Annotated in this window: 15 protein-coding genes and 1 pseudogene; 3 read left to right on the top strand and 13 right to left on the bottom strand. The window is 44.2% G+C overall.

Features of this window, described 5'->3' with window-relative positions; genetic code table 11:
- Positions 1 to 6: 6 nt before the first annotated feature.
- The 5 genes from HRE53_RS26090 to HRE53_RS26070 form a co-directional block, all read right to left on the bottom strand.
- Positions 7 to 1,044: a hypothetical protein gene (locus tag HRE53_RS26090; RefSeq protein ID WP_235108539.1), complete on the bottom strand. Its 1,038-nt coding sequence runs from the start codon at positions 1,042 to 1,044 to the stop codon at positions 7 to 9.
- A gap of 73 nt (positions 1,045 to 1,117) precedes the next feature.
- On the bottom strand, positions 1,118 to 1,930 hold the full coding sequence (locus HRE53_RS26085; protein ID WP_235108538.1) for a CyaA/EF/ExoY family adenylyl cyclase toxin: 813 nt from the start codon (positions 1,928 to 1,930) through the stop codon (positions 1,118 to 1,120).
- Positions 1,931 to 2,204: 274 nt separating this feature from the next.
- Entirely contained in the window at positions 2,205 to 3,917 is a 1,713-nt protein-coding gene (locus HRE53_RS26080) for a hypothetical protein (protein WP_235108537.1), read from the bottom strand.
- A gap of 92 nt (positions 3,918 to 4,009) precedes the next feature.
- Positions 4,010 to 4,210 (bottom strand): hypothetical protein, encoded by a 201-nt coding sequence (locus HRE53_RS26075; RefSeq protein ID WP_235108536.1) that lies wholly within the window; start codon positions 4,208 to 4,210, stop codon positions 4,010 to 4,012.
- 142 nt (positions 4,211 to 4,352) lie between these two features.
- Positions 4,353 to 8,342 carry a hypothetical protein gene (locus tag HRE53_RS26070; protein ID WP_235108535.1) on the bottom strand — a complete coding sequence of 1,330 codons (3,990 nt, stop codon included), beginning with the start codon at positions 8,340 to 8,342 and terminating at the stop codon, positions 4,353 to 4,355.
- Between the two features lie 348 nt (positions 8,343 to 8,690).
- On the opposite strand from HRE53_RS26070, the pseudogene HRE53_RS26065 reads away from it, so the two are divergent.
- Positions 8,691 to 8,768 (top strand): annotated as a pseudogene (locus HRE53_RS26065) (IS6 family transposase); the annotation flags it as partial.
- Between the two features lie 196 nt (positions 8,769 to 8,964).
- Here the strand turns inward: HRE53_RS26065 and HRE53_RS26060 are convergent.
- From HRE53_RS26060 to HRE53_RS26030, 8 genes are all read right to left on the bottom strand, one after another.
- Positions 8,965 to 9,237: a hypothetical protein gene (locus HRE53_RS26060; RefSeq protein ID WP_235108534.1), complete on the bottom strand. Its 273-nt coding sequence runs from the start codon at positions 9,235 to 9,237 to the stop codon at positions 8,965 to 8,967.
- 123 nt (positions 9,238 to 9,360) lie between these two features.
- Entirely contained in the window at positions 9,361 to 9,663 is a 303-nt protein-coding gene (locus tag HRE53_RS26055) for a hypothetical protein (protein WP_235108533.1), read from the bottom strand.
- Positions 9,650 to 10,408 carry a lysozyme gene (locus HRE53_RS26050; RefSeq protein ID WP_235108532.1) on the bottom strand — a complete coding sequence of 253 codons (759 nt, stop codon included), beginning with the start codon at positions 10,406 to 10,408 and terminating at the stop codon, positions 9,650 to 9,652. The genes HRE53_RS26055 and HRE53_RS26050 overlap by 14 nt, the downstream gene beginning before the upstream one ends.
- Positions 10,408 to 10,773 carry a hypothetical protein gene (locus tag HRE53_RS26045; RefSeq protein WP_212664598.1) on the bottom strand — a complete coding sequence of 122 codons (366 nt, stop codon included), beginning with the start codon at positions 10,771 to 10,773 and terminating at the stop codon, positions 10,408 to 10,410. Before HRE53_RS26045 ends, HRE53_RS26050 begins: the two co-directional genes overlap by 1 nt.
- 1,095 nt (positions 10,774 to 11,868) lie before the next feature.
- Positions 11,869 to 12,743, bottom strand: a protein-coding gene (locus tag HRE53_RS26040; protein ID WP_235108531.1) for an IS630 family transposase whose coding sequence is annotated in 2 segments (ribosomal slippage) — positions 11,869 to 12,411 and positions 12,414 to 12,743 — 873 coding nt in all. Because the reading frame shifts where the segments join, the coding sequence is not laid out codon by codon here.
- A gap of 106 nt (positions 12,744 to 12,849) precedes the next feature.
- Entirely contained in the window at positions 12,850 to 13,200 is a 351-nt protein-coding gene (locus tag HRE53_RS34595) for a sulfotransferase domain-containing protein (RefSeq protein WP_255801022.1), read from the bottom strand.
- 10 nt (positions 13,201 to 13,210) lie between these two features.
- Entirely contained in the window at positions 13,211 to 13,678 is a 468-nt protein-coding gene (locus HRE53_RS34590; protein WP_255801021.1) for a sulfotransferase domain-containing protein, read from the bottom strand.
- 1,533 nt (positions 13,679 to 15,211) lie between these two features.
- Positions 15,212 to 15,370: a hypothetical protein gene (locus HRE53_RS26030; protein ID WP_235108530.1), complete on the bottom strand. Its 159-nt coding sequence runs from the start codon at positions 15,368 to 15,370 to the stop codon at positions 15,212 to 15,214.
- Positions 15,371 to 15,618: 248 nt separating this feature from the next.
- Here HRE53_RS26030 and HRE53_RS26025 point away from each other — a divergent pair, with 248 nt between their 5' ends.
- Complete coding sequence (locus HRE53_RS26025) at positions 15,619 to 17,700, top strand: serine protease (protein WP_235108529.1); 2,082 nt, start codon at positions 15,619 to 15,621, stop codon at positions 17,698 to 17,700.
- An 18-nt stretch (positions 17,701 to 17,718) separates the two neighbouring features.
- Complete coding sequence (locus HRE53_RS26020; RefSeq protein ID WP_235108528.1) at positions 17,719 to 18,786, top strand: pentapeptide repeat-containing protein; 1,068 nt, start codon at positions 17,719 to 17,721, stop codon at positions 18,784 to 18,786.
- The last annotated feature ends 40 nt before the right edge of the window (positions 18,787 to 18,826 follow it).

Here is an 18,826-nt window from a genome sequence, read left to right as displayed (position 1 = left end):
TTGAGACTATTCAGGTATCTTGATCTCTAAAGGTGAGATCAGATCTTTGCGCTCAGCGACATCAGGAGATTGTTGATACGCAGCAAGCTCAAGGAAATTTTCAGCCACGCCTTGAAAAGCTCTGGATGCTGCATTTCGCTCTAGAGCAGTTGCTGTAGCTGGAGTCGGAGCCAGTATTTCTCTTAATAGCGACTCTATAGACTGTTGTGAGACATCACCCAAATCATCAATCTCTTTTTCCCGAGCTTTAAGATATCGTCTTGGTTTGTCTGGTAAAGTTACGTTCCCTGTTTTCTCAGTTATGGCAAGCTTGCCAGCAGCTAAGCACATCCAGTGCATAAACCATCCATCGTGTAGGAAAACGTAGAATTGCCTTCTTAGCAGTTGAACTAGCGAAAGAAACTCAACGTGGTTCTCCACTACAAACGCAGTACTTTTTAATATGCCTTCTTCTTTTATTAAACCGTCCTTTATTAATCTTGATTCCTCCTGCTTTAAATCATTCCATAGAGGTTTCGATTTGGGCATGAAGAAAGCGATCGGGTACTCTATCTCATCCACTCCTGGTCGCCCACCTTCATCACTATGAAAAGCCCGATTGGGAAATTGCCCTTTATCTTTCGCATTCTTACCCAGGTACGTCGCCCGGATTAAAGAGTTGAGCGTCTGAGCTGCGAGAGAAACGAGATCATTTATGTTGCCAAGTTCACGATCCTCTTTCCCATCGAGTTCTTTGTAGGTGCCAATAAATTCAATAAATACGTTTCTAGATTTAGTGATCTCTACCGCATTTTCCTTCGCTTCAACGGGTAAAAAAAGACGCTGGATTTTATCGGATTCTGATGGTTTAGACGCGCGCTCCGAAATACGAGTGGTCATCTCAAATGAGGCATTGGGCGTAAATGGCCAGACTGCAAACAAGTCGTAGTCGCCTGATACGGCGTTTTTATACAGGTTTGCTTCGTCTCTGTATGCCAGGTACGGACTCTGAATGCCATTAATAGGATAAAACTTTTCCAAGGGTTGAGTGCCGCTAGGCGACATTACAATTGTCGATTGAATTAGATTGTCTAATAAGGATTTTAAGCTTTTATTGATTTCGTCGGGATCGCCTAGATTATCTGGATTTTTTTATACTGTTTGAATCTATGGATTTTTCAATACTTTGGTTGTATTTAGTGACATTATCTAAGCTGGTATGAACAGGGTTAGGAGGGACAAAGAAACTGTCTGATCTTTCTTTTAGATAATTGAAGTAATATTTGTCTTCAACTTCATGAATGTAAATATTCCTATGATAGACATTCCATAGCTTAGAATTATCGGTTCTTTTCTTGATTAAGTATTCGACTGCAACTGTTTTATTTTTGTCCTGGGCGATACCGACAACTAAACCATTGTCAATCTGATGATAATCTACACCTTCTTTCCCAAGAAAATCTTCACTATTAGTGAGTTCATTTTTTCGTTTGTCCGATATCGAAAGTGGGAGAAAAAGAGAGTCGGCAACTTTATCTTGCTCCCTTTCCCTTTTTCGTATTTCTTCTAGCCATTTCAAAGAATTTAGATGTTCCTTAAGGTTGTAATCCATCTTGCTAGCACCCGACTTATTCAATGCGGGCAGTTGACAGACAAACCCCGCCATTGGTCCCCAGTTACAGGATTTCCCATGAACATAAAAAGGCTTGAGATTATAGCCTTCATCGATTAGCGTCGTGCAGGCTTTACCCGGTACTCGGCTCCAGATCACACAGTTCAGCTCATCTGCAGCCTTTTGAAATGCCTTTGAAACCTTTGTCGGAAAACCTTCCTTAAGTAGTTCACTGTAGCCAGCCTTAACAGCTTTTGTAGTAGGCAGTGGAAACTTTTTTTTGGATGTTAAGAATTGAATCGGTGCTGTTACTATTTTGAATTTATTTTTTGTCAGCATTATCTTGTTCTCTCGAAGTTTAGTAGTAATCTTGGATGAGCAGGTAATGATCAGCATTCGATCCTCATTTCAGACAGGCGATCGCATCTTCTATTCATCACCTATCTCTTCTTTAAACAGAAACGGGTAAACCTGCGATCGCATTTCGAATTCCATCACTTCTGATTCGCTTGCAGTGAAGAGTAAATAAGAGCGAAATATAGTGCGATCGTCTTTATGTTGTCATTACTTATGACTGACAAATATTGAAACAAATAAAGTGCGATCGCCGTTATTATTTGATCAAGCTGACTACCTCAACCCAATCTTTTCGAATAGCCAGAACGTTAACTTCCCAACTACTTTCTACTATTCCAAGACTATTTGCCCTAATCCACCAAATCCCATTTTTTACAAAGGTGTAAACCATTTGCCCTCTGGCATTCTCTGAAGCAGTTGGCCTAAATCCAGCAATAATGACAATCCAGTCTTGGCTTGAAAACTTTGTATTTATTTGGGCGTTATCTGCCCCTTTAAATCGCTTAAGTTGAAACGGTTTTGACCCAAGTTCGATGTCACCCTGTATTTCCAGATTACCTGAGATTTTTGTATTTCCCGCTACCTGTAAATCTCCCTGTAACTTGTCTATCGTAAATGAATCAACCTGTAGATTCCCCTCAATTTTGGTATCTCCCTCAACCCTCAAACCCTCTAGTCCTGGAGAGGGTTTCACATGGAGCTTAGCTTGCGGTTCATCCGTGCCAATTCCTATGCAACCCACCTTGCCCGCAGGATCTTCCCGATAGACCAGCGGCCCTTTATGAATGGGAACCGTGATATATCCATCCCAATACCCTGGAATATTTTCAAAGTGAACATATAGATTGGCATAGCCCGATTTCAAGATCGTTTTGAGATTCGTGATCTTGAGTCTGAGCAGCTCTTGACGACCTGAAACTTGCCATCCCTTTTGGCAGATGTAACTCCATTGGGGGCTGATCCCCTGGGTCTCCTTGCCGCCAAATCCCCAATTTTCTTGATTAGATTCAACCGAAATCCTGACCTCATCCGCATCATTGGTATTCAGCAAGGCCCAATCTTGGGGCGCATCAGATTCCGTCGCTGCCACATCAAAGGTAATCGTAAACTTAGTCGCCTGATCTAAGGTCCCTTCATTTGCGCCGCGACACTTTAAGATGCCTTCTGTGCGCTTGCTATTATCCGGTTTGACGATAATGGAATTTGCGATTTGGGCCTCCGTCGGACTAATTTTTCCGAGCTGAATGTCCTGGAGAGAGAGCACGCTGGTGGAATTTGCGGGAGAACCTACTTTAGTGACACTAGTGTTTTCTAACGTATTTGATACTTCTTGGGGGGATAGATCAATAAAGGGAACACTCATATTGGGAAGACTTTGAATCGTTAGGGTTAATTCATTCTCCTGCCCATCATTGAGAATCGTATTAGACCCTAAAAACCCGACGTATAGCGGAATCTGTTTCTTCCCCCGCTGATTAACAATATTGAGATACTGCAAACGACTGCCGCTGACAGTTTCATTAGACCCTTGATACAACAGTTGGTCGTACTTGATTTCGACCCGCGTTCCTCGCGATCCGCCCTCGGATGCAGCGCTAATATTCTCCAGGGTTAGGGTCATTCTTTCACCCTGAGGAATGACCGTCTTTTCTGCCATGCCAAAATAGAGCGTATTCCCTTTGACCTGCATCGTCCAACCTTCGGCAATCTCCCTTAAGGAAATCGATGAAATATCTACTAACGTTCCGGGTCTAAACGAGACGGCAAAATGATAGGTTTTTCCACTGAGCGCATTTTGAGCAATGGGCTGTAATTCCAGATCTCTGCCAGCGGTATTGACGATCTCAATGCGCAGCGACTGTCTTAGCGCACCATCATCAATGCCAAGGATATTTTGGCCATCTTCATCCTGCAGGAAAATCTGCAAAAGATCGGGACGAGCAGGAGCCTTAGTAAGACCGTTGTTCACTACACTAACCATTGAACGTTCTCCAAATTAAATGATTTGCCCGAAAAGAGCGCAATTAGTTCTTTTGCCACTGGTTCTAATAAAACGGGTGCTTATACAAGCACTTCCGACTTAGCCTGTGTGACCGTTGGCTGATGTTCCTGCCTGCGCATTTCATTCGCCTGCACCTGAGCCTCAGCCTGCGCTTTGACTTTATGAATCAGTTGAAAAACCTCGGTATAGGGAAGTCGGCCCAAGGATTCCAGGATGGTGTTGACTTCTTCCAGGGTTAAATTAATGCTGATTTGTTCCATTGTTGCCTCCTCAAAGAATCGTAAAAAGCAGCGTTATTCGGTTCCTGAATTCGGATGAGCACTTCACTTAACCCAGTCCAGTTTGAAAACGGTAGCTTTTCCTAAGAGAAAACGACCGAATCTGGACTGGGCCAAGGTTTAGTTAGCGTTGGGATGGGCTCAACACTAGCCATCCTTCTCGGATTTCTTGCTCCCTTAAGAAGGTGGCTTGGGAAGAGACTGGATTGATACTGATTTCCTGTAGATCAAAGATCTGATCAATCAAATCATCGAGATTTTCCAATACTCCCGTCAGTACTTCCCGTTTGTCCCTGTCAACAATATTGGCTTTACTCGAAGCAGCGCCATTGCCACCCGAAGGCGGAGATATGAGCCATGCTTGATCTAATAAGCCTTGCCACACAGATTCAGGATCTAGATTTAGGTCAGAGGTCTTCTCAACGAAAGATTGAACAAAATTTGTTTTCTCAATCACTGGCGTTGTCAAAATCTCTGACCAGGTGTCTCTGCCTTTTTGCTCTAGCCAAACCCAGTCATAATCCGGCGCTGTTGGCAGCGGCAGGTGTAGCCGCCCTTGCTGGGTCCGCTCCGTTAAAATAGGTGTCGTTAAGAACGTCACCTTAATATTGGCTAATGCCTCTGCATACTGTTCCGATGGAATCGTAATCACCTTACTGGGCAAAATCCCCGCTGTGGCATGAACGCTCCCTCTCGGATCCACCAACATCGTTAAGTGTTGGGGAGGACTGTTAATGGACTGGATAATATTAATGGGGCCTTCTTCGGGGCCTTCTTCGGGGCCTTCTTCGACGCCTTCAATCTTGTCGGATTCATTCACATCGCTTTGTTGGGCATAGAAAATGTTGTCTTCATACTCATAGCCTCCCGCTGCTACGGGCTGTTCTTTCCAGTAGCCAATGACGCCATCATTGAGCTGTTGGTACTCTCCAATGCGAATGGGAACCTTGACCTCGGTTAAATCATCCGTATCTCTTTCCTCATGCGATCGCATCTGCTGCATATCTTGACGAAATACAGTCCAATCTTGGTTAATGGCCGGAAGTCCTTGTAGCTCTAAGTTGACGGCTGCTCGCACCACTGCGATCGGACGCCCCATCAGTAAGGCCAAACTTTGATTTTGCGCAAAGTTTTCTGGATCGATATGATTCAACGCGTTGTTGAGACACAGATTAAAGTTTTCAACAAACTCAGGGCCTGAGGTAATGATGGTTTGCACCATTTTGTATAAATGGGGATTGGCAATATTGGGAATTTCTTGTCCCTCAATGATTGTCGTCGTCAGGGACGTCTCGCCAGGCACATCATCCCATTCCCCATTGACATTAATTGCTCCCAACGCTTGCCCCGCATTATCGTAAAATGTTAAACCTCCATTCAGGTTATTTGGCAGTATCCAACCACAAATAGGCGTAGTGCTCAGCTCATCCGTGGTTTCTCGGTTATCTCCCTCATTGGCCGATAGCCAACGAAAATTAATCCGGGTGGGTTGCACAAAGCGAGGCGGCAGCTTAATTCGACTATTTTCTGCGGCCTTCATATGCTCTGGCCGAATCACATATTCGTTTGAGTTAACCTGCCAATCGAGATTTCTAACTTGCCCAAACGTATCCACTAACTGCAAATCAATAATTCGCAGTTCCCCTGAGCGAATCGGACTAAAATCATCCAACGGTTGGGGAGCACTTTCAGCTTCATCTTCAACCGCTGCCGCCACCTCGGTTGTAAAGGCCTGGTAATCCGCAAACCCAATCGGGTCTTCAATATCTAGCTGCAGGGTTTGCTTGTGCATCAGCAACGCATCATTAAACCCGCCGATAGACTGAGACAAACAATTTAAGCTTTGTAGCTCCTGATACGCCTTAATCGCGGTATAGATAGGATCCGAAAAAGTCTTATTGGCGTACTGCAACTCAATATCGTCAATTTGCTCGGCTAGTAACTCAATCTTTTGCTGGTCCGGCCCAATGCTTTGCTTTCGATAATAGGTTTCAAGAGTTTTGTGTTTTTGCAAATACGCTTCAATTCGCATCTGCAGGAGTGAATTAGCATAGGGCGTTAAAATGCTAGAACCGCTGTAGATATTAGAATCTTGGTCCGTTTTGATGCGATTCGCCGCCGTATCTGCAGCAACAGCGTAGGTAGATTCGGGTGATAAATCGATATCATTTGCCTGCAGTGTATAATTCCGGGTCAGAAAATTATCACTATATTTACGATTGGCGGACGTTTTATTACCACCTTCAGTCACTGGAAAGACTTCAACCAACCATTCCAGTAGAATGGGATTCCAAGGTTGAGCTGTCCAAATATTAAAGCCGATCCCTTCTTGCTCGCTTTGACGATCGAGTTGGTCAATTGTCTCGAAAACAAGTTTGAAGTCTTCCGCAATTAAATCTTGAATCGTCCGATTAGTAAGCGTTTGGCACTCAAGTAACCCATCCTCACTCAAACGACCATCTTCACCATGCCGTTGACTCGCTGCGACAGCATCCCCTTCCATTAACACAACTGGCTCTTTCGGTTCCCAGTAGCGAGGCCCGCTAACCAATTCCAACTGATAGGTCGGCGGCTGAGACGCTTTTTCTTTTTCTGTCTCGTCTAGAGCATCGTATTCATCTTGAAGGGCTTGATTGTGGGTATCAATCGTCCGCACTACATTGTTGATTAGCCCAGCGAGTTCGGAGGCCAGGGAACTCTCAGAGTCTGATGTCAGAGGCAAGCTGTCTGGATTATCTAAATCTAATTTTCCAGTGGCCTGGGCCTTTTCTAATAGCGGTTCGAGTCCTCGTTGTTGGATATAGTACTTAACTTGATCAATATCAGGATAGTCATCCTGGCTATCTTCTGGGGGATAGGCACAAATCATATACTTGTACCAATCAGAGAAAAGTTGTCTACGTCTAGCGTCCAATTCTGCCAATGCAGCATCATAGAGCTGCTGTTGCTGGTTGAGAGCATTGAGCCCGGCGGCAATATCGGATGGGATATCAAATTTTGTCTGAGAAGATGTGCTTTCTGAAGAAGACGGATCTGAAGAGGATGGCTGTGTTTGTGTTTCTATACGAACTTTCCACAGAAAGTGGCCCGTGACCGCATTGAACCCAGCCTCATGACGAATCTCCTGAAATTTGGGGCCAATATCTAACTGTTGACTTTCTAAGTCGTCGGTAAACTGTAGCGCTTCCAATTGTTCCTCAATCGCCGCTTTCTGAGATTGATCGATAGTCTCAGCCAGATAAGCTGATAAGGCCTCTGTGCCTGTATTTGCAACAGCCAGACGAATATTAGCGGTCTCTAAGGGAGGTTGCCCTGAGTAGTCTTTAGGCGGTTGGAAAGTTAACCGTGAATAACAGACAACCTGAGGGGCTTCACTTGTTGGATTCAAGCTCTCATCCCCCCACTCAAATTTCCACTTGAATTCCTCTTGGATACTGTTCATCAAGGCTTCGAGCGTCAATTCTGCATCTGGAAAGTCCGTCTTGAAGTTGTTCTTGAAATCTTGGATAAATTCGCTCAGATAGTTCTGCTCAGCGTTGCTGTACCAGCCAATCACATCGTATTGCAGACCCTCGGGCAGCGCTGTAGCATCGGCATATTTAGGATCGTGAAAGCCAAATACACTTCGACAATTAGGATAAAAAGCCGCAAACGTGGGTTCACCATACCCGATAGCCGTCAAGCGCTCTAGGTGCTTGGCATCGGCGCTACTTGCTGGTTGCTGTTGCTTCCATTCCTCTAATGTTAGCGTTCGGCCAAGATACCGAAAGCCTGGAAGATAGGAGTTTTCGGAGTCAGCATAAGGATACATGACACTATCCTCCTGAAAACCTGCATCGGGTGGATAAAGATAATCACTTTCAATCACCCAATGTTCTGTATCTTTATCCATCCGCCGAGTGACTAACCAACGATTGGGAACTGCTGGAAAGTTGCCATTCTCAATTTCTTGAGTCAGGGCATCAGGCAAAGACCAATGTAGATGAATGCCCGCTTTTAGAAAAAGGTTCTTATTTTGAAAAGGTTGAGAAACAATAGACTCACTGAGATTAGCAATATCAGGATTAACATCTCGTTGTCCACTGAAATAGGGGAGGCGATTAGGCGCTGTCATTGTTTCTGCAACACCAGTTCCAAATTTGAAATGTAAGGCATCTGCATGTATCGGGACCAATAATACGTTGCTCATGCTTAGGAAAAGTCTCCAAACTATAAAATCCTGGCGGTGTAGAGTATTTTTACCGCCTCTGCACCGTTGTGAAAGACGATGGCAGCCAAACATTGAATCTGTCAGTCCTGAATAGCCAAAATTTAGGAGCCTACACCAGTCTGATAGGCTGATTGCGTGCCATAAGCTAAACTCCGTCTACCTTTCATGAATTACCCGGTTATGTCGAAAAATTGTGTCTGCGCTGAGAACCAGTGGTAATCTGAGAAGCTGTGTTTCTTTTCTCTCCCACCCATGAAAACTGCTAACCTATCTAAATGGCGTCATTATCAAGCTGAGTTCATCCTGCTCAATGTCCGGTGGTATTGCCGCTAAAAGTTCAATCCTGGCTGAAATAAGATGCAAAGCTTGGCTTCTTGGAACACTGTTTTAATCTAGCGATCGGCTACAGTATTTCTCACTCTGTCATCTTTGTCTCTTCTAAGAGAGTAGCTACTGATAGACACTGACAAAAAGGGTGGCACCGGGCTGATCATACAAGGGCACAACTTTGTCTCGTAGATCTTGGTTATGCATTCTGATACAGCCTAGGGTTGCGGAACATAGGTTGCTTCGGTTTCCATGCACCTGGCCATCCGCATCCACTGCCGCCGCCATGGATCATAATCCCTGCCCGACCCAGATTAGCTTCTTGGTTTTCTAGTTCAACCAGATCAAAACTAAACCAGCCATAGGACATGCGATCTCGGGTATAGCCAGCATGGTCACCCGCTTGCTCATAGTCCCGATAGATTTGCCCACATTTGTAGAGACCTGCCGGGGGTATCTCCATGTTTGCCAAAGTAATTGTCCTCAAACTGACCGCGACAGAGACATGATAATTCCCACATCAAAGTACCGTCATAGTCATAGCACTTGATCTTCCCTACGGCATCATTGGCCACTAGATGATAGTCTCCGGGTTTTAAAAGCCATGGGCATCTGGATGAGACTTTGGGCCTTTCATCCCTGCTATAACATGGAGCTGCCGAGGACCAGAAGGTTGGATTGGTGTTGAGATGGTCACCATAGATTCAAAACCTGCCACCGCCGGTGGGTTGGTTTTGAGCCGCTGTTCAATGGGTTCGCAGTCCTGGGCAGTCTGAATTTCCTGGGCAGCGGCGGCACAAGCGGTCGTTGGCACTTCACCACACCAGACTTTAGCTTCGGCATATCGGCGGCGACCTAACCCCACTTCCACATTTTCGCCGGGGTTACGGTACATCATCAGGGTGCCAGGGACCACCTGCCAATCTTTTTTCTTTTAAGTTGCGTGTGATGGTTCTATGGTTGGGGGGGGGGAACCGTAAAAAATCAGCGCCATTGTTATAGGCAAAGCTGGTTAAAGCGGCCCGCTGTTGATGGGTCATGTCGTCCCAGTAAGGGATGGTCGATTGCAACTTGATCCAAAAATCCTTGTGGCAAATGTAATCGTATAATTCATCTGCTTCGGTTTGGGTAATGATGTCTCCCATCTGGATGGCAGAACCATCTTTGTAATAGGTACTGCCCCAGCCAATCGTTACGGGTAGCCCACCACTTCCGGCTCTGGGATCGGGATAAGCTTGAATTCGCCCATCCGCTAATTTCCTTTGACAGCCTTCGTAGAAGTGGTTGAGTTGGGCGACCTCTGGTGGTAGCAAGGGAATCCCTGGAGTCTCTGGTTGGGAGAGGTTAGAAGTGGGGGCGGGCAAGGCAGGGACTTCTGGTTTCTCCCAGGCATCCTCTGGAATATGCCACGATACTGGATTGATATATCGTGTGACACCTGTTTCAATCGTTGGGTAATGGTCATGCCAGGTATAGGGGCCTGCTAAGGTAATCTCCGCCAACTGTGAATTTACGGCAGACACTTTAATGATGCCTAGGATTCCTCCTTCATATACTTTTGCTAATCGATTTAAGGGTTGAAGGTGGGGTTGGTTGGGTAAGGGGGCTAGGAGGGTATTCTTTTTCGCTGTAATAAATGGCATTACCAGCCCTCCTGTAAAACGGCGGTTAATTCTTTTTCAGGGGTTTGAATCTTGATGACTTTAGAGGAAGTTGAAACCACCTCGGTAGATGGCACAGCTACGATTTGAGGGGCTGCTACTTTTGTGGGGGGTGCAGCGGATTGAGGCTGTTTGTCATGCTCTGAAAATTTTTGTAAGCCCTTCATGCCTGCGCCGCCAATCGTCAAGGCCCCAGTTAGGATATATAGGTTTTCTGAAAAAGCTTTTCCTCGCCATTCTCCAGCAGCCAGGGTAATGGCGAGGCCAAGTCCCACTAATACCGATGCGGTGGTCTGCAGCCTTCCTGAGGATTGCTTGCCTTTACTATCTTGGAATATCCCGGACATACCTAATCTCCTTGAAATATTGATCAATTGAGTGCTTTGCTGCCTGTTGAAGCAACCTTCTGATTGGTGCAGATATCCTGGGTAAAACTCAAGACAAGTATCGTTAACTCATTGGGTTAAGTCTGATACTTCTCAGGCTTCTATCTAATGCAATAAATTCTTTTTAGAAGATAAATAGTGAATTATGACTAAAGAGTGGTGTGAACTGATTTCTATCTGAATTAGAACACTCGTTTTAGAGGTATTCAGTGATATATGACCATTTTTAAAGTGATTGTGAACACATTTTTTTTAGTTAGCTATGTTTTAAAAGCTGCAACAGTCTTGAGCAGCTCCATTACCTAAAAATGTTGTGATACACGATGGCACTTTTAATAAATCTTAATCAGTCATGTTGAAATTGTCAGGGGTGGTTAGATAAGTAGATCAAGATTGCCATAATGCACTCTAAGTTTTGCTCTTATTATTAATTAGCTTTGGGTATTTCTTCTAGATCACTAATATATTTGATGAATTTTATCTGAATTCTAGAGTTAGAAGTTGAAGGCCGATATAGATTGAGAGAGTTGAACTCAAATCTAGAAGAAATGATTTATCTTTCTGGAGCTATGATCATGAGCAAATATTTTAATAACTATATTAAATCTGTGGCACTATTTTGTTAAGGCATGATAGGAATATCAAACCTAAATGCATAAAGAATTTGAGAAGTTTTCGCTTTAAAAAACTAGAACACTATATTGGCAATGCGTCTTACGAATTTATCACTCTTTAAGAGAGTAGTGCCCAACACTTACCTCCAGAAATTGGCAATCTTGCTAATTTGGAATAGCTGTACCTTGAGTTCAATGGACTGTGTAGTGTCCCTTCAGAAATAGGGCAGCTTTCTAATTTAAAATTCTTTTATCTTGACAGTAATCAATTGATTAATTTTTTCATCAGAGATCAAAAATCTCCTAAATCTCAATGCACTAGCCTTGCCTAATAGTTTATTGAAATGAAGTTATCGAACGATATAAACGAGAACTTTTATAACTTAAAAGCTATACCTTAACATGAGAAGGAATACTACAACTATAGCAGTCGCCACTCTAATTAGGACGCTAGGTACAACACATGTTCCATTGCTTCTCTAAGTGAACCGAAGTGCTCTAATTGGTGTCTAATTCGACTTTTAATCCAAGCCCACGACCGTTCAATCTTATTCAAATCAGGAGAATAGGGTGGCAAGTACCACACTTCACATCCTGCGGCTTCTACCAGTTGCTCAATTCGCCCTCCCTTATGGAAGGTGGCATTATCAATGACTAACTTCTGCCCCGGTTTGAGCATCGGTATCAAACAAGTCTCAAGCCAAATTTCAAATACGGTGCGATTGCAAGCCCCTTCAATCGTGAACGGGGCCATGAGCTGCTTTCCTCTCAAAGCTGCAATCATATTGACTCGTCCACTTCTGCTACCAGACTTTAAAGCATAGACCCGCTCACCTTTGGGACCATAGCCATAGTCATACTCATCTCGATTGTCCATCCCTGACTCGTCAGCATAGACGATATCGTCTGGGTCTACTGTTGTTAACTTTTGGACGAACTCAGCCCGTTTGTGCTCATCGCGTTGGCGGTAGCCATAGGTCTTTTTTTTCGGGTAAATCCAATATTCTTCAGCGCTCTTGAAATAGTACGCTCACTGATTTTCCCCTCCCACAACTCGGCCATCTGAGCTTGGGTTTTATAGCGATGTTCTTGAGCAAAAGCTCGAAACTTGTCCCAGTCTGTGATTTTGTGGCTATGGCCAAGGTGTTGTCTAGGGATGGGATGAAGATCACCTGTTTCTGCTTTGAGACGTTGCCATAGATTAATGGTGTTACGACTGATATGAAAGGTGTCACTCGCTTCTGAGGGAGGCATGCCATCAAGTTCAATAGCATCGATCACTTTGCAACGTAAATCGTAGCTGTAGATTTTAGGCATCCATTGAAAGACATAACAGTATCTCTAGTTTATTATGTCCTGAATAAAATGGCGCTTGCTATACTTCGAGCTTCTTGTACAATCGACTCTTCAGAACCTTTCGCTATCAAAGAACAGTAGTAAGGCTAGAATTCATTGCAGGCCTCCATTTGGTATTGATCAATTTCTGATATTTATGTAGTTCTGCCACAGTATCTGCTTGTAATTCCATATAGCCATGTCCAACTCCACCTTTTCTTAATTCTAATGATTGAGTGATAGGCTTAAGTTTACGGATAGACTGATTTTCAATTACCTTACCTAGATCAATGTTGTATTGGGAAAAACCACAAAAAGACAAGATTTCTTCAAGTACCTGGCTTGGGTATTGAAATAAGTTTTCATATTCAACTAGCAAGATATTTTTGTACTTGCGGGTCTGTTGGATGTGCTTGACCCAGCCTTCTACAGCATTCAAGCAAAACTCATCAATAGATAGAATCTAGTATCCAAGGAAATTGATTTAAGAGTTTTGGAGATCCAGAAATAAAATGATACCAAGATACTAAAGTGTCGGCTGGATTGCGCAGTAAATAAATGGTTCGATGTCCTTTGGCATCTCTATGTTCATGACTCTTAATGATACGTTGGCTGATGTCTTGATAGTTATGTAAACAACTTGGTTCCAAGCTTTGGGTATAAATAGACGGAATTACAGTTTCAAAAGGAATATCTGGTTCTTTTGAAAGCAGGTTTTTTTGTGACTCTAATATCGAGTTTGCTAAGAGTCTTCTTAACCAAGTATTTCCAGATCTTGGATAAGATAGTAAAACAATATCATTCGTTTTTATAAGCGATCTATTTTTCCTAAGAAGATCATGATTAGGTTGAAGAGCATAAATATTGGAAGGATGAAGGAATCGATCAATTTTATTCAGTATATGGATGACTTTCATGATTTTATCTACTACTAGAAGAAACTACACTTTTATGGTCAAAAAAACAGGAATCATGTGGCATTTCAAAGAAATATCACATTAAAAATAATCGGTATCTGTTACTGAATGAAGCAAAGCTTTTCCCTTTAGACTGCATAGAAGCATAAAAACTCTCATATAAGCGCTATCTAAAAATGCATCTATTTATATCTAAAAAGATGTGTAGCTGACTTCAGAACTGAGAATGACTGACTTTTAACTGAGTTAAGCTTGAAATGAAAAATATAGAATTTTCTTCTGCTTAAGAATTTTATTTGGCCGCAAAAGTAATTTCTTGATAGAATTGTCACTGATTTAGACACTAAAAAGTAGTGATCTAAATCAATTTTTAAATGATTGACCAATCTTCATCATCGAGTTCCAATACAATTGATCTGACAGAACATATCACGGTAGTCAGGTGAGATTATCTCAGCCCCTCTAGTTAAAGGAGGTTCGAAAAAGGTTCTACTGAAGGGAGTTATAAGCCAAGATACTCCCATGAACGAGAAAAAAAAGGCCGTTACTTTCAGAGCTAGCTTGCCAACTGATTTCGGGTTTTAATCCATAGGTAAGATTATCTAAAACCTGGAACGAGCTGACATTAAGGATATTGGTAGCTCGAGAACTACTGCCTTGCAGGTAAAAATGGAGAGATCTCAGAATATAAGAATTACTCTGCAATCGATGAGTGAGTTTAAGAAAGAACCCAATACAACGGAATTGACTTCCCTCTCACGAAATCCAATTCAATCGTCGCCTGAAATAATTTCTAAATATAGCTTTCAGCCTTATAGACCTCTATTTCAGGAGTCGTTGTCATACCCTAGTTTGCCCCGATTCTCAAAAGAAAATCATCCTTGACAACTTAGTTGGGTTTTGTTAGATGTTTTAATAAAGTATAAAGGTTTTATATTATGAATAAAACAACTAAAAATCCTTGGCCTACTTTACCTTTAATTTGGTCGGGCATAGGGATACTAGCTGCAATTTGGATTACTCTCCAGATTGGATAAGGGTTGCTTGTGATCTGAAATTCGCCGGGGTTAAAGGTTAGAAGGTATCCTGTGCCTTTGTGGCAAACAGGTTCAGCAATCACCTCACCAGTTTTAGTTAGCAATGGAGAGTGGATTATTTCTCTCAATATTGGTAATTCAGACCACCTCCCCCGAGCGATAATCTGTTGGTCAGGAAAGTGAGGCAATTCACACGCTTTTTTGGTCCCCAAATCTCAAAGGGTTTGATTGATTGGAAATTGGAGTGAATCTGGTATCTCTCGATCAATAAAGATAACGACTTTATTGATCGAGAGATGACTAGTATCGATTGTCGCAACCGCTCTTAAAACCCTGACAAGAATATACTTGGCGTTCGTGTAATAACTTCACAATAAAAAAGCACGGACTAAAAAGCTTAAAACTCATAGACTTGGGCAATCATGGTGCTCCGTTGCTTGCCCCAATCTCGCACTACCACTTTACTGTGATCTCCTTCGGAAACGATATAGGAAAGCTAGATCACAATTACCCAACCCCAATCCAAACCTTCCTGTTTCCAATGCCGGGGAAGATGTTGGTTGAGTACTTTTGGTAAGCCCATTTGCATCATCATGTGCAGCAATAGCACTACATCATCAACACGCTCAGTCGTAATAGTAAGTTGATCCACCATGACACAGTCCTAGCTTGATGGCTAGACGAGCGCTGAATATCTGCGATTTGATTACGCGAACGTCAAGTTTACAGCGTGATAGGCAATGATTTTCAGTCCAATCCACAAAATCTATAAGAACGAGGTTTGTCTGCAAGACGTTCCTCAATTGGGAGGCTATCATGGCCTTGTAGACTCAGCGAGAAGGGTATGAAGCACTGAGATGCCCCTAGATTGCTGTCGTCATGTAAAGAAGTAGAAACAGGTTTATGAAGCAACATCGAAGGGCAATCTGGGGGGTACTACTATTTAATCTAAACCTACTGGGTCTTCCAGTACTCCTAACGTCAATATCATCCAGTCAAGCCCAAACCGTAACGGGGAACTGCGATGGCCAAAGGCCGGTCGGAGACCATCGCATCCCCGCAGCAGCGCTACCAACAGGCCTATCTAACCCTCCTGAGCCGCAGCCTGCCACAGTCAGAATTGGTCATAATGTCAGCATTGGCTATGGGGTTCGCGTAGAAGGTCAGGTCGTTACCAAAAAACCGGGTCTGCCGCTCCAAGGCCCAGGTAGCCCCATCGTTCCCATCCCTGAAGGTGTATCAAAAAGTTCCATCGCCGCATTTTATCCCGATGCTTGCAAAACGAAAGCCCAGCCCATTGCCCGGCCCCAGATCGACAGACCGACGGGACCCTCTCCAATCGCCCTGGCCACCGGGGATATCGCCCAACGAGCAAAGCAAGTCACCGTTAGCTTAGGGAATGGCATCACTGAGGGATCTGGCGTGATTATCGAGCGCCAAGGCAATACCTATACCCTCTTAACCGCAGCTCACGTCGTGGCTGCAACCGATAGCCCCTATCGGATTACAACAGATGATCAGCAGCAGCATATGGCCATGCAGGTGCGCCCCTTACAGGATATTGATCTGGCAGTCGTAACCTTCCAGAGTGATCGCACCTACAGCGTCAGTTCCCTTGCCAGTGGGCAACCTGCTAGCGAGGGTTTGCCCGTTTTCGTATCGGGATTTCCGATGACGACTGCTGCTATCACTCAACCCGTCTATAACTTTACCGATGGCAAAATTACGGCTCGCAGCAGCCGCAGCTTTGCCGATGGTTATGCCATGATCTACACCAACCGAACCCTCCCTGGCATGAGTGGCGGCGGCGTTTTTAATGGTGATGGTGAACTCGTCGGCATTCACGGGCGAGGGGATGTCGATAGTACCCTAGAAGCTTCAACGCTCAATACCGATATTCGGATTAAAACAGGGTTCAATCTCGGTATTCCCATCGAATCGTTTCTGAAGCAAGCCCAGTCGCTGGGGATGACCTTAAAGGCACATCTGCCTGCCAATGCACCACCTCCATCTCCCGTTGACGACTCTCTCATCAATGCCGCTATTAAGGCCCAGTCAGGTGACTATGCTGGCGCTAGGGCAGTTTTGTCTCAGGCCATTGGCAGTTCACCTCGCGAGGCTCGCCTCTATTTAGCTCGGGCTAATTATGCGATCGCAAGTGGTCAATCCCAAGCTGCTCTTCAAGATTTAGACCGAGTGATCGAATTCGATCCCAAGGCAGAACAGGCCTATTGGCTACGGGGAGCCTATCGGAATGCGAGTCGTGATGCAGCGGGTGCGATCGCAGATTTTAGTCGGGTGATTGAACTGAACCCCAACCGTTTGCAGGCTTACCTGTGGCGGGCCACGCTTTATATGGCCCAGACCGATTATCAATCCGCCATCCAAGACTATTCCGCCATGATTCGGATTGATCCGCAAAATATATTGGCCTTCAGTCAGCGGGGCAGTACCCGCTTTATTCAGGGCGATCAGCAGGGCGCTCTCAAAGATTATGACCAGCTGATCAAGCTCAATCCACAGAATGCCGAAGCCTACGATCGTCGTGCCCATGTACGTCGCTATAGTGGTAACCCCCAAGGTGCGCTCCAGGACTATCGCAGGATGACCACAATCAATCCTCGCAATTCCCGCGCCTATGAGCAGATTGCTTCCCTGAGTCAAGACCAGAATGATATAGAGGGGGCGATTGCGGCCTATGGTCAGCTCCAAACCCTTAAACCGAATGATACGTCGGTCTATCTGAGTCGGGGGCAACTGTACGAGAAACAAAAACGCTATGTTGAGGCCATTGCTGACTATACCAAGATGATTAAGTTACAGCCCTTTCAATCGTCTTGGTTCATCATGCGCGGCAGCGCCAGAGAAAAGGCAGGGCAGCGTGCAGGGGCAAAGGCTGATTATCGTCAGGTTGCCAAGCTTTATCAACAGCAGGGAGATGAGTCCAGTGCAAAAGACTGGCTAGAGAGAGCGAATAAATTGTAGTCAGCAATGAAATGACTCATGAAACACTTGAGATACTTTGTGTCATTTGTTGGTCTTGCTGCTGTGTTGCTTCTGGTATTGAGTTGGTTGGATATTCAACGTATCCGTTCTCAGCTTAAACAGGAAAGGATTAGCCTAAGTCAGAAAAAGGCTGATTTACACTGGGCTCAAGTCGACCAAAATAAGAATAGAGTCGAAGTACTATCTGGTTATTTTCAAACGATACAACTTTTTATAGATCAGGGATTGAAGGAACCATCAGCTCCTCCTAGCCTGATAAAGGAAGCTGAAGAAATAACATTAGAAACACTACCTCAATTGGATGGGAGAGGGAAAGGAGAACTGCTTTTGTTTCTATACAGCGAAAGCCTAATTGGGAAATGTCCATTGCATTCTGCCAAAATGTATTGTCAAATTCCAGGCAGAATTCCAATACTTTCTTTAGTAGGAGCGGATCTGCGCAGGGCAAAACTCAGAGAAATATCACTCAATGGAGCAGACCTTAGAAGAACAGACTTGCGAGGAGTAGATTTTCGGGATAGCGATCTGACCAAAGTTGATTTCAGAAAGGCTAACCTTAGTGGAGCAAATTTAAGCACAGCTGTTCTGTATGGTGCTGATTTGAGTGGGGCTTTCTTAAGAGTGGCGATACTTAAACAAACTCGTTTGGGATGCTATGCCTCATGCAGCGGGACACCAGCTGCATCCTTAAGACAAACTGATCTCCAAGGAGCCGATCTAACAGGTGCGAATCTTGGCTATGTCTCTCTCGAAGGTGGAAACCTTCGAGAGGCATTACTCATTAACGCGAAACTTGCAGGAGCAAAGCTAGAGGAAGCAAGTTTTGTAGACGCCGATCTTGCAGGAGCACATTTGAGCTACTACTGGAAAGGTAGCTGTAGTGATTCGTCCTGGGAAGCTAGAGTAGCAACTGTGAATAACACAGATTTCACCAATGCAAATTTAAGCCGGGCCAATTTGCAAGGGCTGATGATAGATATTTCTTTAGGTATAGAGGGTGCTGAGTTGTCTAACGCCAATCTGGATGCAGCCCAGATCGGCTCTGGTCCTGAAGGTAACTGCTAATTTATAGCCCACAACTGATTTCGGGTTTTTGTATGGTCAA

Source organism: Acaryochloris sp. 'Moss Beach' (assembly GCF_021497025.1).
Lineage (GTDB): Bacteria > Cyanobacteriota > Cyanobacteriia > Thermosynechococcales > Thermosynechococcaceae > Acaryochloris > Acaryochloris marina_A.
Note: the sequence above shows the minus strand (reverse complement) of the source record. Positions and strands in the feature narration are given on the sequence as shown.